Source organism: Serratia liquefaciens, from assembly GCF_027594825.1.
In the GTDB taxonomy this organism is placed as follows: domain Bacteria; phylum Pseudomonadota; class Gammaproteobacteria; order Enterobacterales; family Enterobacteriaceae; genus Serratia; species Serratia liquefaciens_A.
This window is the reverse complement of the sequence record NZ_CP088930.1, coordinates 2,993,820-3,017,406: the sequence shown is the minus strand read 5'-3', so window position 1 is coordinate 3,017,406 and position 23,587 is coordinate 2,993,820. Positions and strand designations below refer to the sequence as shown.

19 protein-coding genes and 1 pseudogene are annotated in these 23,587 nt (G+C 57.9%); 8 read left to right on the top strand and 12 right to left on the bottom strand.

All coding sequences use genetic code 11. The features are described 5' to 3' along the window. The first annotated feature begins 17 nt into the window (after positions 1 to 17). The 4 genes and pseudogenes from xylB to LQ945_RS13685 all read left to right on the top strand — a co-directional run bounded on the left by xylB (position 18) and on the right by LQ945_RS13685 (position 4,604). Positions 18 to 1,469 (top strand): xylulokinase, encoded by a 1,452-nt coding sequence (gene xylB, locus LQ945_RS13700; RefSeq protein WP_270100978.1) that lies wholly within the window; start codon positions 18 to 20, stop codon positions 1,467 to 1,469. A 143-nt stretch (positions 1,470 to 1,612) separates the two neighbouring features. Then, positions 1,613 to 3,027: pseudogene (locus LQ945_RS13695) on the top strand (amidohydrolase family protein). Positions 3,028 to 3,126: 99 nt separating this feature from the next. Beyond that, positions 3,127 to 3,678 carry a cysteine hydrolase family protein gene (locus LQ945_RS13690; protein ID WP_270100977.1) on the top strand — a complete coding sequence of 184 codons (552 nt, stop codon included), beginning with the start codon at positions 3,127 to 3,129 and terminating at the stop codon, positions 3,676 to 3,678. Between the two features lie 2 nt (positions 3,679 to 3,680). Next, positions 3,681 to 4,604, top strand: coding sequence for a GlxA family transcriptional regulator (locus LQ945_RS13685; protein WP_270100976.1), 924 nt, complete (start codon positions 3,681 to 3,683; stop codon positions 4,602 to 4,604). On the opposite strand, the gene LQ945_RS13680 is transcribed toward LQ945_RS13685, so the two are convergent. Beyond that, positions 4,599 to 5,591 carry an acyltransferase gene (locus tag LQ945_RS13680; RefSeq protein WP_270100975.1) on the bottom strand — a complete coding sequence of 331 codons (993 nt, stop codon included), beginning with the start codon at positions 5,589 to 5,591 and terminating at the stop codon, positions 4,599 to 4,601. The two genes, LQ945_RS13685 and LQ945_RS13680, sit on opposite strands and share 6 nt — an antisense overlap. Positions 5,592 to 5,810: 219 nt before the next feature. Here LQ945_RS13680 and LQ945_RS13675 point away from each other — a divergent pair, with 219 nt between their 5' ends. Further along, complete coding sequence (locus tag LQ945_RS13675) at positions 5,811 to 7,058, top strand: MFS transporter (RefSeq protein ID WP_270100974.1); 1,248 nt, start codon at positions 5,811 to 5,813, stop codon at positions 7,056 to 7,058. Between the two features lie 39 nt (positions 7,059 to 7,097). Here LQ945_RS13675 and darG read toward each other — a convergent pair whose 3' ends face one another. From darG to fdnG, 11 genes are all read right to left on the bottom strand, one after another. After that, on the bottom strand, positions 7,098 to 8,174 hold the full coding sequence (darG, locus tag LQ945_RS13670) for a macro domain-containing protein (RefSeq protein ID WP_270100973.1): 1,077 nt from the start codon (positions 8,172 to 8,174) through the stop codon (positions 7,098 to 7,100). Then, entirely contained in the window at positions 8,171 to 8,827 is a 657-nt protein-coding gene (gene darT, locus LQ945_RS13665) for a DUF4433 domain-containing protein (RefSeq protein WP_270100972.1), read from the bottom strand. The genes darG and darT overlap by 4 nt, the downstream gene beginning before the upstream one ends. After that, the gene (locus tag LQ945_RS13660) at positions 8,814 to 9,407 is read right to left on the bottom strand and encodes a DarT ssDNA thymidine ADP-ribosyltransferase family protein (protein WP_270100971.1); all 594 of its coding nucleotides are present in this window, start codon (positions 9,405 to 9,407) and stop codon (positions 8,814 to 8,816) included. Before LQ945_RS13660 ends, darT begins: the two co-directional genes overlap by 14 nt. A 74-nt stretch (positions 9,408 to 9,481) precedes the next feature. After that, complete coding sequence (selB, locus tag LQ945_RS13655; protein WP_270100970.1) at positions 9,482 to 11,323, bottom strand: selenocysteine-specific translation elongation factor; 1,842 nt, start codon at positions 11,321 to 11,323, stop codon at positions 9,482 to 9,484. After that, complete coding sequence (gene selA / locus LQ945_RS13650; RefSeq protein WP_270100969.1) at positions 11,320 to 12,711, bottom strand: L-seryl-tRNA(Sec) selenium transferase; 1,392 nt, start codon at positions 12,709 to 12,711, stop codon at positions 11,320 to 11,322. Before selA ends, selB begins: the two co-directional genes overlap by 4 nt. A 67-nt stretch (positions 12,712 to 12,778) precedes the next feature. Continuing rightward, positions 12,779 to 13,384 (bottom strand): glutathione S-transferase, encoded by a 606-nt coding sequence (locus tag LQ945_RS13645; protein WP_270100968.1) that lies wholly within the window; start codon positions 13,382 to 13,384, stop codon positions 12,779 to 12,781. 34 nt (positions 13,385 to 13,418) lie between these two features. After that, the gene (locus LQ945_RS13640) at positions 13,419 to 14,066 is read right to left on the bottom strand and encodes a DcrB-related protein (RefSeq protein WP_270100967.1); all 648 of its coding nucleotides are present in this window, start codon (positions 14,064 to 14,066) and stop codon (positions 13,419 to 13,421) included. A gap of 148 nt (positions 14,067 to 14,214) precedes the next feature. Continuing rightward, positions 14,215 to 15,144, bottom strand: a complete 930-nt coding sequence (gene fdhE / locus LQ945_RS13635) for a formate dehydrogenase accessory protein FdhE (RefSeq protein ID WP_044554336.1) — start codon at positions 15,142 to 15,144, stop codon at positions 14,215 to 14,217. Further along, positions 15,144 to 15,779, bottom strand: coding sequence for a formate dehydrogenase cytochrome b556 subunit (gene fdoI, locus LQ945_RS13630; protein ID WP_013810963.1), 636 nt, complete (start codon positions 15,777 to 15,779; stop codon positions 15,144 to 15,146). The genes fdhE and fdoI overlap by 1 nt, the downstream gene beginning before the upstream one ends. Then, positions 15,776 to 16,675 carry a formate dehydrogenase subunit beta gene (fdxH, locus tag LQ945_RS13625; RefSeq protein WP_020824680.1) on the bottom strand — a complete coding sequence of 300 codons (900 nt, stop codon included), beginning with the start codon at positions 16,673 to 16,675 and terminating at the stop codon, positions 15,776 to 15,778. The genes fdoI and fdxH overlap by 4 nt, the downstream gene beginning before the upstream one ends. A 12-nt stretch (positions 16,676 to 16,687) precedes the next feature. Continuing rightward, positions 16,688 to 19,735: a formate dehydrogenase-N subunit alpha gene (gene fdnG, locus LQ945_RS13620; protein WP_270100966.1), complete on the bottom strand. Its 3,048-nt coding sequence runs from the start codon at positions 19,733 to 19,735 to the stop codon at positions 16,688 to 16,690. Between the two features lie 154 nt (positions 19,736 to 19,889). Between fdnG and fdhD the strand changes: the two genes are divergently transcribed. From fdhD to LQ945_RS13605, 3 genes are all read left to right on the top strand, one after another. Beyond that, positions 19,890 to 20,726, top strand: a complete 837-nt coding sequence (gene fdhD / locus LQ945_RS13615; RefSeq protein WP_270102989.1) for a formate dehydrogenase accessory sulfurtransferase FdhD — start codon at positions 19,890 to 19,892, stop codon at positions 20,724 to 20,726. A 110-nt stretch (positions 20,727 to 20,836) separates the two neighbouring features. Continuing rightward, a complete protein-coding gene (sodA, locus tag LQ945_RS13610; RefSeq protein WP_044554332.1) occupies positions 20,837 to 21,457 on the top strand; it encodes a superoxide dismutase [Mn] in 621 nt (206 codons plus the stop codon). A 124-nt stretch (positions 21,458 to 21,581) separates the two neighbouring features. Further along, entirely contained in the window at positions 21,582 to 23,510 is a 1,929-nt protein-coding gene (locus LQ945_RS13605) for a methyl-accepting chemotaxis protein (RefSeq protein WP_270100965.1), read from the top strand. Positions 23,511 to 23,587 lie beyond the last annotated feature (77 nt).

Genomic DNA, 23,587 nt, shown 5'->3' with positions numbered 1-23,587 from the left:
TTTAAGGATCTTCGACCATGTATATCGGCATCGATCTCGGCACTTCCGGCGTAAAAGTCATTTTGCTCAGCGAGCAGGGCCAATTGCTCGCCAGCCACGGTGAATCGCTGCCCATTTCCCGTCCTCATCCCCTATGGTCAGAACAGGCCCCGCAGGACTGGTGGCACGCCACCGACCGCGCGATGCTGGCGCTGGGCAAGCAACACAGCCTGCAGCAGGTAAAAGCCATTGGGCTCAGCGGTCAGATGCACGGCGCCACGCTGTTGGATGCACGTCAACAGGTGCTGCGGCCGGCCATCTTGTGGAACGACGGCAGAAGCGCTGCGCAGTGTCTGGCGCTGGAACAGGCGGTGCCGCAATCGCGCAAGATCACCGGCAACCTGATGATGCCGGGCTTCACCGCCCCCAAACTGCTGTGGGTACAGCAGCATGAACCCGAGCTGTTCAACCACATAGACAAGGTGCTGCTGCCCAAGGATTACCTGCGCTGGTGCCTCACCGGCGACTTCGCCAGCGACATGTCGGACGCCGCAGGAACCGGCTGGCTGAACGTGGCGCAGCGCGACTGGAGCGAGGAGATGCTGGCGGCTTGCGGCCTGACGCACCGCCAGATGCCACGGCTGTTCGAGGGCAATCAGATCACCGGCCAGACCCCTATTGAACTGGCCAAACGTTGGGGCATGTCGCCAGTGCCGGTGGTGGCCGGCGGCGGTGATAATGCCGCCGGGGCGATCGGCGTGGGTCTGTATCAGGCGGGACAGGCGATGTTGTCACTCGGTACCTCCGGCGTTTATTTTGCCGTCAGCGACGGCTTTCTCAGCAACCCGGCCAGCGCGGTACACAGCTTCTGTCATGCGTTGCCCGACACCTGGCACCTGATGTCGGTCACGCTCAGCGCCGCCTCCTGTCTGGACTGGGTGTGCAAACTGACCAACGTCAATGACGTCGCTACCCTGCTGCGCAACGTCGAACAGGCGCCGCCGCCGGCAGCGCCGCTGTGGTTCCTGCCCTATCTGTCCGGCGAACGTACGCCGCACAACAACCCTAACGCCAAAGGCGCCTTCTGGGGCCTGACTCACCAACATGGGCCAACCGACCTGGCGCGCGCCGTGCTGGAAGGCGTTGGTTTCGCCCTGGCGGACGGCATGGACGTGCTGCACGCCAGCGGTCTGCAGCCGTCCAGTATCACCCTGATTGGCGGCGGCGCGCGCAGTCCCTTCTGGCGGCAAATGTTGGCGGATATCAGCGGCCAGCGGCTGGAATACCGTACCGGCGGCGACGTTGGCCCGGCGCTGGGGGCGGCTCGGTTGGCTCAGATTGCCCTGAACCCGCAGCGCCCACTGGGCGAACTGATGCCTGAGCTGCCGCTGGAGCAGATACACACTCCCGATGCCGAGCACCACCAGGCGTACGCCGCACAGCGCAGCACCTTCCGTGAACTCTATACGCGCCTGTTGCCGCTGATGTAAAACCCGGGGGCGAAACAACGCCCCCTTATCATTGCGAAATCGAATAGTCGCCAGTGGCAAATGTCGCTGCCAACCCGCGTGCTCCTCTCCTAAATTGGTGGCTGTCTTTTGACGCACCTCACCTCTGGATTAAGGAATTGAACGTGGAAAAAAACCAACAACAAAGCCGCAGAGCTTTCCTCAGCCAAACCGGCAAGCTCACCACCGCCTGTGCAGTCATTGGCCTGACGGGGGGCGTGGCGCAAGCCGCCGCGCCAACGAGCAGCGCATGTATACCAGAGAGCACACCCATGACCCTGACCGACAGCCATTACTGGCTCAGCGACGTCCGACTTGAAGAAAGTTTCGAATACGATGGCGAGACGGTGATCGGCACCCGCACCGCGCTGTATCAACTTGAAATCAAAGACGGCAAAATTGCTGCCCTTCACCCGAAAGAGGCAACGCCCCCCGCCGGCGTAGCGCGCTATCAGGCACAGGGCCAACTGCTGCTGCCGGCATTTCGCGATATGCATATCCATCTGGATAAAACCTTCTACAGCGGCCCATGGCAGGCACCGCGCCCACGCCAGGGCAAAACCATCATGGACATGATCGCGCTCGAACAGACCTTGATCCCCAAGCTGTTGCCCACCTCGCAGCAGCGTGCGGAAAACCTGATCGCCTTGCTGCAATCCAAGGGCAGCACCGTGGCGCGCAGCCACTGCAATATCGATCCGGTCAGCGGGTTGAAAAGCCTGGAACACCTGCAACGCGCGCTGGAAAACCACCGGGCGGATTTCAGCTGTGAAATCGTCGCCTTCCCGCAACATGGCCTGCTGCATTCCAAAGTCGACGGCTTGATGCGCGAAGCCATGCAGATGGGGGTGCAATACGTCGGCGGACTGGATCCGACCAACGTCGACGGTGCCATGGAGAAGTCGCTGGACGCGATGTTCCAGATTGCGCTCGACACCGGCAAAGGCGTCGATATCCACCTGCATGAGACCAGCCCCGCCGGGGTTGCGGCAATCAACTACATGATCGCCACCGTAGAAAAGAACCCGGCGCTGCGCGGTAAAGTCACCATCAGCCATGCGTTTGCCCTGACCGTGCTGAACCCGAATGAACTGGAGGAAACCGCTAGCCGGCTGGCGGCGCAGCAAATCACCATCGCCTCTACGGTGCCGATTGGCGGGCTGATGATGCCGCTGCCGCAGCTCAGTGAGAAAGGGGTATTTGTGATGACCGGAACCGACAGCGTGATCGACCATTGGTCACCGTTCGGCAGCGGCGACATTCTGGAAAAGGCCAATCTTTACGCCCAACTTTACCGCGGCTCCGACGAATTCCACCTCTCCCGTGCCATGGCAATCTCGACCGGTGGCGTGCTGCCGCTGAACGACAAAGGCCAACGGGTTTGGCCGCAGGCCAACGGGTTTGGCCGCAGGCCGGAGACAACGCCGAGTTTGTGCTGGTCAACGCCAGTTGCTCTGCCGAAGCGGTGGCACGCCTGCCGGCGCGCACGGCCACCTTCCATCAGGGACGGCTGGTCGCCGGCCAGGTCGGCAAAGCCTGATGCTGGTCCGTTGATGCCACCATGATGGCCGTTTTTGGCCTTCTGCCAGATAAGGTAACGGCGCAGTATGGCGTCATACCCATTGGCGGAGGGCCGAAAATGTCACAGAGCGCGTTATTGATCATCGATGTTCAACAATCATTCCAGCATCGCCCATTCTGGCAGGAAGAAGATCTGCCCGCTTTCCAGCAGGCACTGACACGGCTGATCCAAGGCTGTCGTCGGCAGGGCGTAGCCCTGGTTGATGTTTTCCACGTCTCACCGGAGGGGCCGTTTTCCCTGGCATCCGGCTGGGTAAAACCGCTGCCGTTCCTCACCCATCAGGCAGACGTCACCGTTCATAAACAGGTGCACAATGCACTGACCGAATCCGGTCTGGACGCCTGGCTGCGCCAACGGGATATCGATCACTTGATTATCTCCGGCATCCGCACCGAACAGTGCTGCGAAACCACCACCCGGGTGGCGTCCGATCTCGGCTATCGAGTGACTTTCGTCACCGAGGCCACGATGACTTTCCCGATGCAGCATCCCAATGGAGAAGTCTTTACCACCGAACAGCTCAAGCGGCATACTGAGACGGTGCTGGTCGACCGCTTCGCCCAGCTCGCCAGCGTGGATGCCGTGCTGGCGCAACTCTCACAGGAGTAATCATGCCGCAGGCCGTCTACTTTTTGATGCTGCCCAACGCGCTGTCGCTGGACGTCAGCGGCCCGGCCGAGACCCTGCGTTTGGCCGGGGTATTCAGCCTGCACTACATCAGCCCGCTGCCACAGATCACCTGTTCGATTGGCATGACGTTGAGCCAGCTGCAGCCGCTGCCTGCCCGGCTGGAAGACGGCGCTATTTTGGTGGTGCCGGGTTCACGCGATTCGCGCAGCGATTTCGACCATCAGGCGGCCGCACAGGCCCGCCACTGGCTGGCGACGCTGCAACCCGATTTGCAGCAGCAGCGCATCACGCTGGTCTGTATCTGCTCCGGCGCCCTGCTGGCGGCACAGGCCGGTCTGCTCAACGGCTACCAGTGCACCACCCACCATGAGGTGATCGAACGCATGCGTCAGCAGGCCCCGGCCGCGCAGGTGAAAGAGAACCGTATCTTTGTTGAAGACCGCAACCTGTATACCAGCGCCGGCATTACCGCCGGTATAGATCTGGCGCTGCATTTGATTAACCGTCAATGCGGTGCAATACGCGCAATGGAGATTGCCCGCGAAATGGTGGTGTATTTTCGCCGTTCCGGCGATGACCCGCAGCTCTCCCCCTGGCTGCGTTACCGCAACCATCTGCACCCGGCGGTGCACCGTGCGCAAGACGTGATGGCCGCCGAACCCGAGGCCGAGTGGTCGGTGCCGCAGGTGGCGGAAAAGGCCCATGTCAGCAGCCGCCATTTGGCCAGGCTGTTCCGTAGCCATGTCGGCATCAGCGTGCGTGAATACCATGAACAGCTGCGGCTGGCGGTGGCGCAGCAGCGGCTGCAACAGGGCTATGGGCTGGAAAAAGCAGCGCTGGCGGCGGGGTTTTCCTCCGGTCGTCAACTGCGACGTGCCCAGCAGCGCGGCTCAACCGCGTTATGACACCAGTCGCCGAGGGTCTATTTTCTGCAGCCCCATCGACAACAGCAGGCTGAGCGCCAGCGCCACGCCAAATACCCAAAAGATATCCAGTAGCGGATAGGCGGTCAGCGTCAGGTGACGGCTGCGCATAAAATTGACGATAATGGCGTGAAAACCGTAGATCGCCAGCGAATGTCGGGAAAAAGTCGCCAACCAACCTATCGGCTCGGACAGACAATTTTTGAACCACACCACCAGGGCTACCGCAGCGATAAACACCAGCGGCCCACAGTAGATGTAGTAGGTATCGGCAAAGTTGCCGTTGATGAACATCTGGCTTTTGGTGCCCTGAATGATCAGCGCCACGCTGGCCACAAACCCCAGTGCCGCCAGCCAACTGACGCCTCGCCCCTGAGTTTCCATCATGCCAATCGCCCGGCCGGCCAACGCGTACAGCAGGTAGTAAAAGGTATCCCCATAGATATACAGATTGACCGGCAGCAGGTGAGCGTTACCCAGAGTCAGCGGGCCGGTATTGGGATTGGCAATCACCGCCAGGATCACCAGCACGCCGGCAAGGTAGCGGCGTGATACCGGTTTGACGTTGATCAGCGGCGACAGCAGATAAATCACCGCAATCGCATAGAAGAACCACAGATGATAGAACACCGGCTTTAACAATATGCCGCGCAGCGACGGCCAGAAACCGATTTTGGTAAACGCCGCGATATAAATCAGCGCCACCGCGCTGTAAAACGCGATACAGCAGCCAATGCGGATGAAATGCTTTTTGCCGGCGCTTTTCTCGCCGAAAAACAGGTAGCCGGAAATCATGAAAAACAAGGGTACCGAAACGCGCGACAGAGAGTTCAGCACGTTGGCAATGTCCCAGTTATGTTCGCCCACCGCCACCCCGCTGGTGACGTAGTAGGTGGTGGCGTGGATCACCACCACCATCATGCACGCCACTGCGCGCAAGTTATCTATCCAGCCAATTTTATTGCTCAAAAGCGCGCCCGCAATGTTGTCATCTTGGTTTGTTAAAATGAGGTTATAGAGCGAAGGTGCAGGTGGCAACCCCGGCGGCGAATATCAGAATGTGCTGAAACAACACCTTATCGTTGCTAAGGTGAACAATTGGCGGCAAAATAGCCGCCACAACTCGCTCAGATTGCGCTTCCCGCCCTGGCAGTTCCTTATTTCTTCTTTACTTTCAGTACGATAAATATGAAAACAACGTTACCACCTGCGGCTCGCTTGGGTCGACAGGCGCTTTTATTCCCACTTTGTCTGGTGCTGTTCGAGTTCGCTACCTATATCGCCAACGATATGATCCAGCCTGGCATGTTGGCAGTAGTGGCCGATTTCAACGCCGGTGAAGAGTGGGTGCCAACCTCAATGACCGCTTATCTGGCCGGCGGTATTTTCCTGCAATGGCTGCTGGGGCCATTGTCGGATCGTCGCGGACGTCGCCCGGTCATGCTGGCCGGCGTGGCGTTCTTTATCGTCGCCTGCCTGGCCATTTTGCTGGTGACCAGCATCGAACAGTTTATCTTTATGCGGTTCCTGCAGGGGATTGGCCTGTGCTTTATCGGCGCCGTGGGTTACGCCACCATCCAGGAGTCGTTTGAAGAGTCGGTGTGCATCAAAATCACCGCGCTGATGGCCAACGTGGCGCTGATCGCCCCGCTGCTCGGGCCCTTGGCCGGTGCAGCGCTGATCCACGTCGCGCCGTGGCAGAGCATGTTCGTGCTGTTCGCCGCGCTGGCGGCGTTTGCCTTTTATGGCCTGTGGAAAGCGATGCCGGAAACGGCCTCGCTGCAAGGTGAGAAATTCTCGGCTGCCAACCTGTGGCGCGACTATCGTCAGGTACTGTCCAACCGTCGCTTTATCTGCGGCGCATTGGCCATCGGTTTTGCCAGCCTGCCGCTGCTGGCCTGGATTGCCCAATCGCCGGTGATCCTGATCAGCGGCGAATCGCTGTCGACGCTGGATTACGGTCTGCTGCAAATTCCGGTGTTCGGCGCGCTGATCCTCGGCAACCTGACGCTGGCACGTCTGACCGGCAAGAACAGCGTACCTCGCCTGATCAAATTGGGTGCAGGGCCGATGATGGTGGGTCTGCTGATCGCGGCGCTGGCGACGATATTCTCCAGCCATGCCTACCTGTGGATGACCGCGGGTCTCAGCCTGTATGCCTACGGTATCGGGCTGGCCAACGCCGGGCTGTACCGTTTGACGCTGTTCTCGAGCAACGTCAGCAAAGGCACGGTCTCCGCCACCATGGGCATGTTGAGCATGATGGTGTTCACCGTCGGTATCGAGCTGGCAAAAGTGGCTTACGTGTGGGGCGGCAGCGGGCTGTTCAATCTGTTCAACCTGCTCAGTGGCCTGTGCTGGCTGGCACTGGTGGCGCTGTTCCTCAGCAAACGCCGCAGCGGCGACGCGACGCCGACGGCAACGACAAGCATGTAATCTCATCTGATGGGGGGCAGTTTGATAAACTGACCCCCATCAAGCATGAGGGGGATATAATGTTTGTAAGCGGGTTAACGCCATATTTATTGCCGTTTTATCGAATAACCCTACCTTCCGTTGTGCCCAACGTTCGCCTGCTGGCCAGTGACGAAGACCTTCCGCCAGCGACTCCTCATCAGCAGAAATATGTTCCTGGTAGACTAACCAATCAATTGTCGAGAGCAGTTCCAATCCATAAGGTGATTCAAAACCATCAATCAACTCCGTTGTTTTCTGCAACGCAGGTAACCAGGCTTTAGCTTCGCTTTTGAGATAAGCGAGAACCACATCACGCTTGGCATCATTAAACCAGATAATATCCAAAGGCTTTGCGTCACCCAGACGTTTCTCGCACTGCAAATAGCTTCCATCCAACCCATTTAGCAAATGACGCAATCTGTCCGCATAAGGGCCATAGTTCTGAGCTTTAAACTGGAGACTCAAAGGGTTTTCAACTTGTTGAGCGGTGATTGTGCGCTCCAGGAACCACGCCAGCTTTTGTATTTCCAATAAACTGCACTCCATCCCCAAGACCCAATAGCGACGGACTAACTCAGCGATCAATGCTCGAGCTGGGGTTAGTTTTTCAACACCCACTTTTTTTGCGACATTTTGATACTTTTCAATGGGTTCATAAATAATAATATCCACCTGAGGCAGATCGCTGAGCTCTTGGGTAATCGCATCGCGAACCACAGGCCAACTTAATCCACCATGCCCGGCCCCAAGCGGCGGGATAGCAATTGAAGCAATCTTATTTTGGATGATGATAAGGCGTAGATCGCGTAACCCTTCAATAATCCACTCTAATTTAGACGGACTGCGCCAATGTTGTTTAGTTGGAAAATTAATAATCCAACGCGGTCCCATTAGTTCCCCGGTATCAGTAACAAACATTTTACCCGTTTGCACCGTCTCGGCCTTACATGCCGCTGCATAGGCATTCATATTGGCAGGGAAACGTTCTTTGAACATCAGGGCAATACCTTTACCCATGACCCCGACGGTATTAACAGTATTGACCAGCGCCTCTACGGGCGCATCCAACAGGTTACCTTGTGTAAAACGAATCATTGGCTCCCCCCACTATTAAAATACCAACCAGGCAAACACTGTATGTTCAGTAAATGACCAAATTCTTTTTGCAATTTTTCTTGTAACGTCGAGCTATAACAAACAATGCCCAACAGTGCAGCGACAGGCAAATGCTGATGAACCAAGGCTTCGGCTTGGTAACGTTCGATTTGTTCAGGTTTATCGGGTTCCCGGTGGAAATTACGTTGCTGCAACAGTTCCCAATCAATTTTATCTAACTGCGCAAGATGGCTATAATAACCTGCCATAGGGGTATATGCATGACGATCGGTAAACACATAAATCAACTCTTGCTGCTGTAACCGATGCAGGCTTGAAACCAAGATGACAATATCCTCGTTAGCCTGCCGGGCTACGCCCCCCCGACCAGTATGAATATTGTACAGCATCGGCGAAAAAGGAGTGAAATAGAAAGGGATATAGTCGTTGAGTGTCCCACCAGGTGCTACAGGCACCTTACGTTGTTTACGACGTTCAATGAGTTCCATGTTGCCGATACTCACCCAGTCAGCCGCTTTTTTCTGGCTACTACCCGCATACAAACCATTAGCCAGAATCCAAGGAAGATTATCCTTATGGACGATACGCCAAATCAGCGCTTTTTGGGGGTTCAGGCTCTTATAGTTCGCCATGCTGCTTTAGAAACATCCATTGGTTAACGGTCACTCGGGGAGTATATTTCGTCTGTGTAAGCAACGCATCTACTTGCTGCTTCGTACTCTCATCTTTACACCAAATAGCGTAAAAAAACGTAGGTTCAACCTTTCCCGGAGCTAAACACTCCGCCATGCAAACACATTTTGATTTGCTATCATGATAATCACGCCGCTCCATACTTTCCCAGTCAATAAGTTCAATACCTTTTAGATAATCAAATAATTGTATTTCTTCATGAGAAAGAGGGTGACGAGGAACGATGTGCCAATTATCGCGTGCTGCAATATCGCGACGGACACTAATGATAATAAACTGTTTATCTCGATGTTCGAATTGAACCCTTCCGTCAAAAGGATTATTGGCAAAAAAGTGGAATGGAACTCGGTAGTCCAAACCCAATTTTTTTCGTTTTTCTAAAATATCTCCGTCTGCAACATCTTCAAATAATTCAGGTTTTAGTTCAGCACGAGTTAATAAACCTAATCGCAAAATAGAAGGTAAATTGCTCAAACTGGTTAAATGATATAGCAGTTGTCCATGCTCAATATTTCCCATGATATTCATCCTTAAACACATTAAATTTACTGATGTAATCTATCAAATATTGAACAAATGTGGTTAAAGCAACATCACATTTTAAACAACCCGCCGTCGCGCAGCAGGTGTTGGTTACCCTTGCGGCGGGTGAATCCGCTGCGGTCGAAAAATTCCAGCACCTGAATGGCCAGTTTACGGCCCACGCCGAGCCGGTCACGAAAATCGGCAGCGTTGGCGCTGCCCTGCGTTTCATCCAATTCACGGATCAACGCGGCGAATTGTTCTATCCGTTGGCTAAGATAGTAACGATCCACCACCACTGCCGTGACATGGCCCAACTGAGCGGCTTTACGCAGCGTGGTCCTCACCTGTGCCTCATCCTCGCCCAATTCAGCAGCCAGATCGCGCACCCACCAGGCTTCGTCGCCGAAAAGCGGTTCAATACGGGCCCACAGGATTTGCTCTTCGGCGCTGAACGCCAAACCGTGCTCCGGCAGGTGCAGCCACCCGCGCGTATTGCTGAGTAAACCGGCAGCCAGCAGCCGATCGATCATCATAAATGCCAATGGCTCAGACAGTTGCGGCACCGCCATGCGCCGCAGCCGTGCACGCCCCAGGCCGAGCTGATCGGCATGCTGCTGGTGATACTCGGCCAACACCTGCAGCAGGCGCTGCTGATCCAGCTGTGCATTCTCCTGCGCCAATGCCCTATCGCCGGCAATCAGCAACTCATGACTCGCCAACAACGCCGCCAGCGGTTTCTCGGTCAGTTGTCGCGCCCAGGCAAAGGCCGCCAGATCCAGCGCGCCCTTGGGCAAATGCAGCGCCAGCACCTGACTGTCATCGTCGGCCTGCGCCAACGCCGTCAGCCAGGCCAAATACTCGGGTTGGCGCTTACCGCGTTTGGGCGTCGTCAAGCTCAGCACCCTTGCGCCGCCCAGGGTTTGGCGTGCGCCAATATCGCGCAGCACCAGCCGGTCGTTTTCGGCCAGCCATAGCGGACGGTCGAGGATCAGTTCTGCCAGCCCATCACTGAGCAACGAAACACGTCCGGTGATATGGCTGGCAGCATGATGCAAATGCAGCGGCTGCCAGTGCTTTATCGGCAAATCCTTATCTAACGCCACCAGAATTCGTTCGGCGGCGATCGCCGGCTTTTGCGCCAGCAACCAATCGCCGCGGGCGACCTGCTCTTTGCTGACGTCACCGCTAATATTCAGCGCAATGCGCTGCCCAGCCTGCGCTTGCTCAGCCGGTTGGTTTTGGGCGTGCAAACCGCGCACCCGCACCGGCGCGTCAGCGCCGGTCAGCCACAGCGTATCGCCCACCGCAACCTGTCCCCCCAACGCGGTACCGGTTACCACCAGACCGGCGCCTTTCACGCTGAACGCGCGATCGACCGCCAGGCGGAAGCGGCGCGTTACCGCATGTTCGTCAGGCTGCAACGCCAGTAGATGTGCGCGCAGTGCGTCGATCCCCTGCGACTGAGGCGCGGCGGTGACAAACACCGGTGCCTGTGGCCAACCCTGGCGCCTCAGCTCCTCGTCAAGCTGCTGTCGAACCTCTTCGACACGCGCTTCATCCACCCGATCGGCTTTGGTCAAGGCCACCGTCAGCGCCGGACGCCCGCTCAATCGCAATATCGCCAGGTGCTCGCGGGTTTGCGCCATGACGCCATCATCGCAAGCCACCACCAGCAAGGCATGGTCAATGCCGCCAACGCCCGCCAGCATATTGGCGAGGAATTTCTCGTGTCCCGGCACGTCGATAAAGCCCAGCACCCGGCCATCGGGTTGCGGCCAGTAGGCATAACCCAGATCTATGGTCATGCCACGGCGTTTCTCTTCCGGCAGGCGATCCGCATTGATCCCGGAGATCGCTTGCAGCAGGGTGGTTTTGCCATGATCGACATGGCCGGCAGTAGCAATAATCATGCGCTCAGGGCCTCAATCAGCGCGTCTTCCTGCTCCAGGCAGCGCAGATCGAGCCACAGCCTGCCGTCGTTAATTCGGCCTATCACCGGCTGCGGCAGCCGACGCCAGCGCTCTGCCAGCGCTTCCAGCGTTGCGCCACGGCCATCGAGCGGCGCAAAGGTCAAGGCATAGCTGGGCAGCCGATCGACCGGCAATGAACCGCTGCCAATCTGCGACCAGCAGGGTTCGGTGCGCAGTTGGAAATGCCCGGCAAACTGCGGCGCCAGCGCCTGCAACAGGCGTTCGGCAGAGTCCTGCATCGCCTGCTGCGGGCGGGTCAATAGCCGCAGCGTCGGCAGCCGTTGTGCCAACAGTTCGGGCTGTTGATAAAGTCGCAAGGTCGCTTCCAGCGCCGCCAACGTCAGTTTGCCAACGCGCAGCGCACGCTTCAGAGGGTGTTGCTGCAGCCGGGCGATCAGCGCCTTTTTGCCGACGATGATGCCGGCCTGCGGGCCGCCGAGCAGCTTGTCGCCGGAGAACGTCACCAAATCTACCCCGGCGGCCAGCAATCGCTGCGGCATGGGTTCTGCCGGCAGACCATATTGCGCCATATCAATCAACGAGCCGCTGCCCAGATCGGTGGCGGTCGGCAGGCCATGCTCTGCGCCGAGCTGCGCCAGTTCGGCTTCCTCCACCGCGGCGGTAAAGCCCTGGATGCTGTAATTGCTGGTATGCACCTTCATCAGCAGCCCGGTCTGTTCGTTAATCGCGTTGCGGTAATCTTTCAGGTGGGTGCGGTTGGTCGTACCGACCTCGACCAGTTGGCAACCGGCCTGGCGCATGACGTCGGGAATACGAAACGCACCGCCAATTTCCACCAGTTCGCCACGCGATACCACCACCTGCTTGCCGGGGGCGATCGCCGCCAACATCAGCAACACCGCAGCCGCATTGTTGTTGACGATGCAGGCGTCTTCCGCACCGGTCAGTTGGCACAATAAATCCGCCACCGCGCGATCGCGGTGCCCACGGCCGGCACCGTCCAGATCGTATTCCAGCGTCACCGCCGCACTCATGGAATCTGTCACCGCCTCTATCACCGGCTGCGCCAGCAGGGCCCGGCCAAGGTTGGTGTGCAGCACGGTGCCGCTGAGGTTGAATACCGGCGCCAATGCCGGGCGCTGCCATTGCTCCAGCCCCGCGCTGAGCGCCTGTGCCCAGTCGCCGCACCAGTCGGGTAACCTTTGATGGTGCTTAATGGTTTCACGCGCCTGCAGTTGCAATTGACGCAGTAACTCGCCAATCAGCGTTTGTCCGTGCTGCGTCACCAGCGGTTCGATAGCGGGATCGCGCAGCAGGCGATCGATGGCGGGTAACTGGCTGTAAAGAAGCTGGGATTCAGTGCTCATGGTCGCTCGGTTTCAGTGTAGAGGTCTCGGCATCAAGTAAAACCCCGCCGCAGCGGGGTGAGGGAGATCAGGGGGGCAAGGTGCGGGCAAAGCTTTCGCGGGCAAACAGCCGCTCGGCCAGTTTGATCAGCGCCGGTCGCTCGACGCACCAGTTGGGCATGATGCGGCGGAAATTCAGGTAGCCCAGCGCACAGCCGGTAGCGATATCCGCCAGCGTCAGTGCTTCGGCATTGAGCAACGTTTTTTCCTGCGCCAGTTTTTCCAGCGCATCCAGTCCGTGCGTCAGCTTGTCTCGCTGGCGCAAGATCCAGTTTTCGTCCTGTTTTACCGACTCCCGCTTGCTCTCGCGAAACAGCGTGGCAGCGGCTTCCGTCACGCCATCGGCCAAGGCTTCCACCTGGCGTATCCGCAACGCGGCGGCGCGTTCGGCAGGTAAAAACGCCGGGGCCACGGACAACAGCTCGAGGTATTCGGCAATCACCCGCGAGTCGTAAAATACGGCGCCATCATCGGCCACCAGCACCGGCACTTTGGCCAAGGGGTTCAGCTCAACCACCCGGCTGCCCGGTTCATACGGCGGATCGTTAACGAATTCGAACGCCATCCCCTTTTCCAGCAGCATCACGGAAATCTTGCGGACAAAAGGGCTGGTGTAACTGCCAATAAGCTTCATCAGTCTTCCCCTCGGCTTGCAAACCACAACGTTGTTATTGCACCGCCAGCGTGTCGATAATCTTCTGGACCAGCGCCTGGTGCGCTTCCGGCGTTTTGGCCGGCGACAGCATTTGCAACGTCACCACCCGCTTGTTGAACACCGTCAGTATGATGGTAGACACCACCTTCTGCCCGCTGACGCTCTGCTCGGTGTCCAACCGATGGAACTTCTGCTTGCCGACGGTGAAATTCTCTTCTTTGGTGGTCCGAATATTTTGATAGCGATCGGCCAGTTCGGTGAGCATGCTCTGCGTCAGATCCTTGAGCATTTTATCGCTGCCGTTGAGCTTCATGCCGTCAGGCGGGATCACTTCGGAAGAGACGGTACTCTGGCGCGATTTCCCGTCGAGGAAGCGCTGAATGGTGGATTGGCTGTCGTTGACGATGCCGCTGTTTTCGGTCTGATCGCTAAAGCCCGGCGGCAGTTCAAAGGTAATCTTGCCCTTTTGCATCGAGACTTTCAGCCCCGGAGGCGGCGCTGGCGGGGTCTCGACCACCGGCGGTGGCGGTGCAGGCTGCGTGACGGTCGGTTTGGGATCCGGCTTTGGTATCTCCGGCTTGGCATCGTCCTTGTTGTCACAGGCCGCCAACCCAACCGCTAAAACAGCAACCGCAGTGAATTTCGCAATGGTCTTCAACATCGTCTGTCCCTTTTCCTTTCGCTTCGCGCGTCATTGCGTAAACGTAGCAACTCGCCCGGGCGAATGCCAGAATCCCCGTCCGAAATTACTCATCCGGTGAATGCTATGGACCGAATATATTCAGCCCATAGCAGAGTGCGCGGCGATCTTACGACCCCGGGAACAGGAACGGATTGATGCTGCTGCGGGCAAAGCCTTCGTCTTCCATTTTGGCGTCGAGCACCAGCGTGGCCAGATCGTCGGCGACGGCCTCAACCTGCGGGTCTTTTTCCTGATACAAAATCTTCAGGTAGGTACCGCAGTCACCGCAGCTTTCCGCTTTAACCGATGCCAGCTCGGTGTCCAGCGACCAATAGTTGAGATCGCGGGTCTGCTCACAGTTGCTGCATTTGATCCGCACCACGTGCCACTCGCTTTCGCACAGGTTGCAGTGCAAATAGCGCAGGCCGCTGATGGTGCCGATATGCACCACGCTGGAAACCGGGATGCTGCCGCACACCGGGCAGAATTGACGGTGTTCGCCGTACTCGGCGCGCGCCTTGCCGGGGATAAGGCTGGCCATCTGCGCCCAATAGAGCGACAGCGCGGCCCAGATGAACGGCGCTTTTTCGCTGCCGATCTTGCCGAAGTCCTGGTTAAGCAACGCGTCGGCCAACAATTCCAGCTCGTGCGCCGAGGCTTTTTCCAGATTATCCAACACCGCCAGAATGTGTTCCGGCGCCTGCGGGCGCAGCTCGGCAATCAGCGATGTCAGCAACCGGTGCCAGTGTTGGCTACGCGGGAAAACGCTCAGATCCAGCGGCGGTTTGCCGCTGTCGGCACCCTGTTGCAGAACTTCGGTAAGATCAAGCGTCAGCGGGTTGTCGTGCAACGCATGGTGCTGCGCTTCGGCCAGTTGGGCAGCAAAATTCAGGTAGTCGCCCAGCGGGTTGTCGATCGCCAGCTTACGCAGGCGTTCAGCACGGCGGCTGTACAGGCTTTTCAGATTAGCGAAAAGTAACGGCGGGATGGTCTCCGCCGTTGTGGACTTCTCGCGCTGTGCCCCTAACTGCTCTTTAGGAACGATGCGGATGCTCATCAGGGTTTGTCTTCCTGTTGTTTCTCGCGGACCTCTCGGTACCAGCGCGGGTGATGTTTTTTAGCCCAGGCCGCCGGCACCCAGCCTTCCACCATCGCGGTAATGGTGCCTTTTACCCACAGCGCGGCGTAAATGTGCACCATAATCACGATGATCAGACCAACCGCAGCCAGCGAATGCACCAGCAGCGCAATGCGGATCAGCGGTATCGGGAACGACGGCGCAAAGTAAGGCCGCCAGATCACCACACCGCTGGCCAACAGCAACACCAGGCTAATGATTGCCGCCCAGAATACGCACTTCTGACCGAAATTATAACGCCCAGTGTCACCCACTTCCTCGTTCATGGCGATTTTATGGATGTTTTTGGCCCAGACGATGTCCTCGCGATTGATCAGATTATGCTTCCAATAGCGCAGGAACATCAGCAGGAAGGCCGCAAACATAATCACGCCGACAAAGGGGTGCAGAATGCGCGCCAGCTGCGGCGTACCGAAAATGTTCATCAACCAGTTGAAGGAGGGGAAAAAGAACCCCAGCCCGCTGATGGCGGCGAACACAAAGCAGAACGCCACGATCCAGTGGTTAATCCGCTCCGGCGCGCTGTAGCGCTGAATACGCTTTTCCTTCTTCATTTGCGCGTCTCCTCATCGTGCAGCTCGTCGTTGTCTTCCTCTTCGACGCGGTTTGGCCCGACGCCGACGTAGTGGAACACGCTCGCTGCAAAGGTGGCGGCAAAGCCGATGGCCGCCAGGGGTTTCCACACGCCTTTCCAGAACGTGACCGCCGGGCTGATGCTCGGGTTATCCGGCAAACCGTGATACAGCTGCGGCTTGTCCGCGTGGTGCAGCACGTACATGACGTGGGTGCCGCCAACGCCCGCCGGATCGTACAGACCGGCGTTCTGATAGCCACGGGTGTTCAGCTCGCTGACGCGATCGGCGGCGACCTGCTTCATCGCTTCCTTGGTACCGAAGTGAATAGCGCCGGTCGGGCAGGTTTTCACGCAGGCCGGTTCCTGGCCGACATCAACGCGGTCGACGCACAGGGTGCACTTGTACACCCGATTGTCGTCCTTGTTCATGCGCGGCACGTCGAACGGGCAGCCGGCGATGCAGTAACCGCAGCCGATACAGTGCTCAGACTGGAAGTCGACGATGCCGTTGGCGTACTGGATGATCGCCCCTTCCGATGGGCAGGCCTTCAGGCAGCCCGGGTCGGCGCAGTGCATGCAGCCGTCCTTGCGGATCAGCCACTCCAGCTTGCCGTTTTCCTCCACTTCGGAGAAGCGCATCACCGTCCACGACTTGGCGGTCAGATCGGCGGGGTTATCGTACACCCCGACGTTGTGCCCGACTTCGTCGCGAATGTCGTTCCATTCGGAACAGGCCACCTGACAGGCTTTGCAGCCGATACAGGTGGTGACATCGATCAGTTTGGCCACTTCTTCCTGGTGGTCACGGGCGCGCGGCGCCGGCGTGAAACCATTGGTGGCGGATTTACGAATGATGTCCTGAGATTGCATTGCCATAATTCGTCTCCGTTACACCTTTTCCACGTTAACCAGGAACGCCTTGAACTCTGGCGTTTGCGTGTTGGCGTCGCCGACAAACGGCGTCAGCGTGTTGGCGATAAAGCCTTTCTTGGCCACCCCTTCGTAACCCCAGTGGATCGGGATGCCGATAGTGTCGACCTCCTGGCCGTGCACCTGCAGGGTACGGATACGCTTGGTCACCACCGCCTTGGCCTTGATGTAGCCACGGTTGGAGCTGACCTTCACGGTATCGCCGTGCTTGATGCCCTTTTTCTCCGCCAGTTTTTCGCCGATTTCCACGAACTGCTCCGGCTGCGCGATCGCATTGAGCAATGCATGCTTGGTCCAGTAGTGGAAGTGCTCGGTCAGACGATAGGTGGTGCCGACGTAAGGGAACTTGTCGGATTTGCCCATCGCTGCCAGGTCGTCCTTGAACACGCGCGCCGCCGGGTTGGACACCACGTTCGGGTGCAACGGGTTGGTGCCGAGCGGAGTTTCGAACGGCTCGTAGTGTTCCGGGAACGGCCCTTCGGCCATTTTATCGGTGGCGAACAGGCGCCCCATGCCTTCCGGCTGCATGATGAACGGCCCGACGTCACTGCCGGGTGCTGCGGCGCTGTAGTCCGGGATATCCACCCCGCCCCACTTGGCCCCGTCCCACTCCAGCAGCTGACGTTTTGGATCCCAAGGCTTGCCCTGCGGGTCCGCCGAAGCGCGGTTGTACAGGATGCGGCGGTTAAGCGGCCATGCCCAGGCCCACCCCAGCGTATTGCCGAGGCCGGACGGATCGGCGTTATCGCGGCGCGCCATCTGGTTGCCGGCCGGCGTCCAGCTACCGGCGAAGATCCAGCAACCGCTGGCGGTGGTGCCGTCGTCGCGCAGGTGAGCAAAGGTGCTTAGCTGCTCACCCTTTTTCGCCAGCACTTTGCCGTCGGCGTCGAGAATGTCCGCCAGTGCCTTACCGTTGCTCTCCATCGCCACTTCTTCGGCGGCAGGGTTGTCCGGCGTCAGGTAATCCCAACTCATGTTCAGCACCTGTTCCGGCACCGCACCGCCGTCACGCGCATACATCTCGCGCAGACGGGTGAAGATGCCCGCCAGGATTTCCCCGTCGTTCAGCGCTTCCCCCGGGGCATCGGCGCCCTTCCAGTGCCACTGCAGCCAGCGGCCGGAGTTGACGATAGAACCGTTTTCTTCGGCAAAGCAGGTGGACGGCAGGCGGAACACTTCGGTTTGGATCTTCGACGGATCGACGTCGTTGAACTCGCCGTGGTTCTGCCAGAAGTTAGAGGTCTCGGTGTTAAGCGGATCTATGGTCACCAGGAACTTCAGTTTGGACAGGGAAGCCACGACCTTGTTCTTGTTCGGGAACGACGCCACCGGGTTGAAGCCCTGGCAAAAGTAACCGTTGACCTTGCCTTGTGACATCATCTCGAAGTACTGCAGTACGTCGTAGCCTTTGTCCCACTTCGGCAACCAGTCAAAGCCCCAGCTGTTGTCCTTCTGCGCCTTGTCGCCGTAGAAGCTCTTCATCAGGCTGACGAAGAATTTCGGGTAGTTGCCCCAGTAGTTCACCTGGCCCGGCAGCAGCGCCTTCGGCGTGTTGGCTTTCAGGTAACTGTCGAGATCCGGTTGCTTATCCGACGGCAACGTCATGTAGCCCGGCAGGCTCTGCGACAGCAGACCCAGATCGGTCAGGCCCTGAATATTGGAGTGGCCGCGCAGCGCGTTAACGCCGCCGCCCGCCATGCCCATGTTGCCGAGCAGCAGCTGGATCATCGCCATGGTACGAATGTTCTGTGCGCCGACCGAGTGCTGAGTCCAGCCCAGGGCGTACAGGAACGACGCGGTTTTATCCGCCGCGCAGGTTTCGGCGATGTATTCACACACCTGGAGGAAGTCTTCCTTCGGCGTGCCGCAGATGTTGGTCACCACGTCCGGCGTATAACGACTGACGTGCTCCTTGAGCAGGTTCCAGACGCAGCGAGGATCTTGCAGCGTGACGTCGCGCTTGGCGAAGCCGTTCTCGTCGAACTGGTAGTTCCAGGTGGTTTTGTCGTATTTGCGGTTTTCCGCGTCATAGCCGCTGAACAGGCCGTCGTCGAAGGCAAAGTCTTCCCGCACCAGCAGGCTGGCGTTGGTGTAGGCCTCAACGTATTCGCGGTTGATTTTGTTGTTGGTCATCAGGTATAGCAACACGCCCGACAGGAAAGCAATGTCGGTCCCGGAACGGATTGGCGTATAGAAATCCGCTACCGATGCAGTACGGGTAAAGCGCGGATCGATAACGATCAGCTTGGCTTTATTGTGAATTTTGGCTTCCATCGCCCAGCGGAACCCCACCGGATGCGCTTCCGCCGCATTACCGCCCATGACGATAACCAGATTCGCGTTCTTGATATCAACCCAGTGGTTGGTCATCGCACCGCGACCAAATGTTGGAGCAAGACTTGCTACCGTTGGTCCGTGTCAGACACGCGCCTGGTTGTCTACGGCAAGCATGCCGAGAGCGCGACTAAATTTTTGCGATAAATAACCGGTTTCGTTGCTGGCGGCAGAGGCGCACAGCATGCCGGTGCTCAGCCAACGGTTGACGGTAACGCCCTGTTCGTTGGTTTTGATGAAATTGGCGTCACGGTCTTCTTTCATCAGCTTGGCGATGCGGGTGAAGGCATCGTCCCAGCTGATGCGTTGCCATTTGTCCGAACCTGGCGCCCGGTATTCTGGGTACTTGAGGCGGCTTTCGCTATGGATGAAGTCGACCAGGCCGGCGCCTTTCGGGCAAAGCGCACCGCGGTTGACCGGGTGATCCGGATCCCCTTCAATGTGGAAAATGCTTTCTTTGGCGTTTTTGGCGCCATCACCAAGGCTGTACATCAACAGCCCACAGCCGACGGAACAATACGTACAGGTATTACGGGTTTCGCGCGCACGCAGCAGTTTGTACTGCCGGGTCTCCGCCAACGCCACTTCCGGGGCAAAGCCCAGCGCAGCTACCGTCGTTCCTGCCATACCGCCAGCGCAGATCTTAAAGAACTGCCTTCTGCTGACCTGCATGGGGGTCTCCTTTCACTCTCGATTGTCACATTGTTTCAAATGGCGCTTTCCCCCTCGAAGCGGGAAGCGCTAAAATTACTGTTGTTTTTGCGGTGGCAATATTACCACAGCGTGTATGTGGTTGTTACAAACAGGTGCCAGTTAAGTGAACAATATAAACTCAGACCAACACATAAATGAGACCTCGCTCACAGGGGTGACCCAGGCTCAGGTTTATCAACGCGGGCAACTCGCCACCGCACAGCCGGATTGGCTGGCGGAAGAGGTTCCGGTCGCGCTGGTCTATAACGGCATCTCTCACGTGGTGATGATGTGCACGCCCAAAGATCTTGAGGCTTTCGCCCTGGGTTTTTCCCTGTCGGAAGGCATCATCGAATCGCCACGCGATATCTACAGTATAGAGATTAACCAAACCTGTAACGGACTGGAGGTACAAATAGAGCTTTCCAGTCGCCGCTTTGCCGGTTTGAAGGAGCGTCGTCGCGCCATGGCAGGCCGTACCGGCTGCGGCGTATGCGGTATTGAACAATTGGCGGACATTTTCCGTCCGCTGCCTGCACTGCCGTTCACTCAGCACTTTTCCTTAGATAATCTCGACTCCGCATTGAAACAGCTGCGGGAAGTACAGCAAGTTGGGCAATTGACCGGTTGCACCCATGCCGCCGCCTGGTTATCTCCACAGGGTGAAGTACTTGGCGGATGCGAAGACGTGGGCCGTCATGTCGCCCTGGACAAGCTGCTCGGCGTACGTGCCAAACAGGGCTGGTCTCAGGGCGCGGTATTAACTTCCAGCCGTGCCAGTTATGAAATGGTGCAGAAGGCCGCGATGTGCGGCGTGGAGATTTTGTTCGTGGTGTCAGCGGCAACCTCGCTGGCCGTGGAAATCGCCGAGCGCAGCAATCTGACGCTGGTCGGCTTCAGCAAACCCGGCCGCGCTACGGTGTTTACCCACCCACAGCGCCTGGTTGATCAGATTAAACCCACACTGTAAGTAGGGCATTGATAATCATTTTCAATATCATTTAAATAACTATAATGATCCGACTGCTTACGCGGTGCTCACAACATTGCGCCGCCCATACACCACTGGAGATGATGATTATGAGTTATTCACTGCCATCCCTGCCGTACGCCTACGACGCACTGGAACCGCATTTCGACAAGCAGACGATGGAAATCCATCACACCAAACATCACCAGACCTACGTTAACAACGCCAACACCGTACTGGAAGCCTACCCAGAGCTGGCGCAATACAGCGTTGAAGAACTGATCCAGGATCTGGATAAAGTGCCTGCTGACAAGCGCACCTTCATGCGTAACAACGCCGGTGGCCACGCTAACCACAGCCTGTTCTGGAAAGGCCTGAAAACCGGCACCACGCTGGGTGGCGATCTGAAAGCCGCTATCGAGCGTGATTTCGGCAGCGTAGAGAAATTCCAGGAAGAGTTCGAGAAAGCCGCAGCGACCCGTTTCGGTTCTGGTTGGGCCTGGCTGGTGCTGAAAGGCGACAAACTGGCCGTGGTGTCTACCGCTAACCAGGACAGCCCGCTGATGGGCGAAGCTGTTGCCGGCGCTTCAGGTTTCCCAATCGTGGGCCTGGACGTGTGGGAACACGCTTACTACCTGAAATATCAAAACAAACGTCCAGACTACATCAAAGCATTCTGGAACGTGGTTAACTGGGATGAAGCAGCAGCACGCTTCGCAGCGAAGAAGTAATTCGCCCCCGGTTGTGAAGATGCCCGCGTAATGCGGGCATTTTTTTGCCCAAAATCCGCTAAAGTTTAACCGCCCTTTGCCGATGATTTGTTCAATTGACGTTCGCCCGGAAAGGAAAATCATTATGGCGGCATTGCAAACACTGGCAGGAAAGTTCGTACATCTCACCGTGGGTAAAAAGCTCGGTCTCGGTTTTGGCCTGATGCTGTTACTGACGGCCATTATCGCCGGAACCGGCGCACAGTATCTGCATACCATCGAATCCCGCGCCGATCGCATCGACTTCAGCAACAGGTTGAATGACGAGATCAATCAAGCCAAATACAACCGCGCGCTGTTCGGCCAAACCTATAAGCCGGAATACCTGAAAAATAACCGCACCAGCATCGAGAACGCGGTGAAGATGATTAACCAGGGCCAGGACCTGGACTGGGATCCCCAAAGCCGCAAAGACCTGCAGCGTTTGATGGAGCTGATCGGCCGCTACCAGCAGCAGCAAAACGCTTTCGAGAAGGCGGTAGCGGCAAAGGATGCCGTGCGCCAAAGCTGGAACATGTCGGAAGTGCAAGACAGCCTGAATCAGGTAGAGCGTCAGCTTACCAATGGCGACCTGCAGCTGGCCTTCATACAATTGAACCAAAAACTGACCCTGGTGCGCTACGGCGCGCGCGGCCTGTTGTTGAGCCTGAGCAGCGAGTCCGAAGCCCCGCTGGTCGCGGCGATAGATGATGCCCGCAGCGCGGCCAATGCGCTCAGCCGGCGGCTTAATGACGCTCAGCGCCCTCTGCTCCAACCGCTGCTGACCGCGCTTGATGATTACAAGAACCGTATCCAGGCCTACCTGCCGGCTTATCAACAGGAGCAAAACATCAGCCAACAGCTGGGCAACAGCGCGCAGGAAGTCGGTACGCTGGTCAACGCTTTTATGCAGGACGAACTGACGCAAACCCATAACGATATCAACGCCGCGCAGCTGCAAATGGGCATCACCACGCTGGTTGCCATCATTGCCGGGCTGCTGATCGCCTGGCGCATCACGTTGCAAATCACCCGACCGCTGCAAAGTACGCTGGCGCTGGCGGAACGTATTGCCAGTGGCGATCTGCGGCAGGCGCAGACCAGCACCCGTCGCGATGAACTGGGGCAGTTGCTGAATGCCGTGGCGGCGATGAGCCAGAACCTGCGCGACATGATTGAGAAAATCCAGATGGGCGTCAGCCAGGTGTCTACCGCCGCTGCGGAGATTGCCGCAGGCAATACCGATTTGTCCTCCCGCACCGAGCAACAGGCCGCCGCGGTGGAGGAAACTGCCGCCAGCATGGAACAGCTCACCGCCACGGTGAAACAGAACGCCGAAAACGCCCATCACGCCAATCAACTGGCCACGGACGCCTCACAAACCGCCCAGCAGGGGGGCAAACTGGTGGAAAACGTCGTCAATACCATGCGCGACATTTCCAGCAGCTCGCAGCGGATCGCCGAAATTACTACCCTGATCAACGGCATTGCCTTCCAGACCAACATTCTGGCGCTCAATGCGGCAGTGGAAGCGGCGCGTGCCGGTGAACAAGGCCGTGGCTTCTCGGTGGTGGCCAGCGAAGTACGCAACCTGGCGCAGCGCAGCGCCCAGGCGGCAAAAGAGATCGAAGGGTTGATTACCGAGTCGGTCAGCCGGGTACAGACCGGCACCACTTTGGTGGAAAACACCGGCAATACCATGGAGCAAATCGTCCTGTCGGTCACCCATGTGCGCGACATCATGGCGGAGATCGCCGCCGCCTCCGACGAGCAGACTCGCGGTATTGCCCAAATTGGCCAGGCGATTGTGGAAATGGATCACACCACTCAGCAGAACGCCGCGTTGGTGGAAGAGTCTGCCGCCGCAGCCGACTCGCTGGAAGAACAGGCGGAGATACTGCTGCAAAGCGTCTCGGTATTCCGTCTGGCGGAGCTTTCTGCACCGGCCCCCGTGAAAGGGACGGCGACCAAGGCGCCAGCGATGAAAAAGCCCACAGCCAGCGCCGAAGCGGAAGATAACTGGACCACCTTCTGACCCTCAGCCGCCCGAACCTCTCGGGCGGTTATTGTTCCCCCCGGCCAACTCAGGCTATGCTGAACCTTCGAAGCGAG

Bases quoted from the DNA above. Each gene is read 5' to 3' on its own strand.
- fdoI (WP_013810963.1), bottom strand. From the start codon at position 15,779: ATGAAGAAGGAAAAGCGTATTCAGCGCTACAGCGCGCCGGAGCGGATT.
- LQ945_RS13605 (WP_270100965.1), top strand. From the start codon at position 21,582: ATGGCGGCATTGCAAACACTGGCAGGAAAGTTCGTACATCTCACCGTG.
- selB (WP_270100970.1), bottom strand. From the start codon at position 11,323: ATGATTATTGCTACTGCCGGCCATGTCGATCATGGCAAAACCACCCTG.
- LQ945_RS13645 (WP_270100968.1), bottom strand. From the start codon at position 13,384: ATGAAGCTTATTGGCAGTTACACCAGCCCTTTTGTCCGCAAGATTTCC.
- LQ945_RS13660 (WP_270100971.1), bottom strand. From the start codon at position 9,407: ATGGGAAATATTGAGCATGGACAACTGCTATATCATTTAACCAGTTTG.
- fdxH (WP_020824680.1), bottom strand. From the start codon at position 16,675: ATGGCAATGCAATCTCAGGACATCATTCGTAAATCCGCCACCAATGGT.
- xylB (WP_270100978.1), top strand. From the start codon at position 18: ATGTATATCGGCATCGATCTCGGCACTTCCGGCGTAAAAGTCATTTTG.
- LQ945_RS13675 (WP_270100974.1), top strand. From the start codon at position 5,811: ATGAAAACAACGTTACCACCTGCGGCTCGCTTGGGTCGACAGGCGCTT.
- darG (WP_270100973.1), bottom strand. From the start codon at position 8,174: ATGATTCGTTTTACACAAGGTAACCTGTTGGATGCGCCCGTAGAGGCG.
- LQ945_RS13640 (WP_270100967.1), bottom strand. From the start codon at position 14,066: ATGTTGAAGACCATTGCGAAATTCACTGCGGTTGCTGTTTTAGCGGTT.
- LQ945_RS13690 (WP_270100977.1), top strand. From the start codon at position 3,127: ATGTCACAGAGCGCGTTATTGATCATCGATGTTCAACAATCATTCCAG.
- LQ945_RS13685 (WP_270100976.1), top strand. From the start codon at position 3,681: ATGCCGCAGGCCGTCTACTTTTTGATGCTGCCCAACGCGCTGTCGCTG.
- selA (WP_270100969.1), bottom strand. From the start codon at position 12,711: ATGAGCACTGAATCCCAGCTTCTTTACAGCCAGTTACCCGCCATCGAT.
- darT (WP_270100972.1), bottom strand. From the start codon at position 8,827: ATGGCGAACTATAAGAGCCTGAACCCCCAAAAAGCGCTGATTTGGCGT.
- sodA (WP_044554332.1), top strand. From the start codon at position 20,837: ATGAGTTATTCACTGCCATCCCTGCCGTACGCCTACGACGCACTGGAA.
- fdhE (WP_044554336.1), bottom strand. From the start codon at position 15,144: ATGAGCATCCGCATCGTTCCTAAAGAGCAGTTAGGGGCACAGCGCGAG.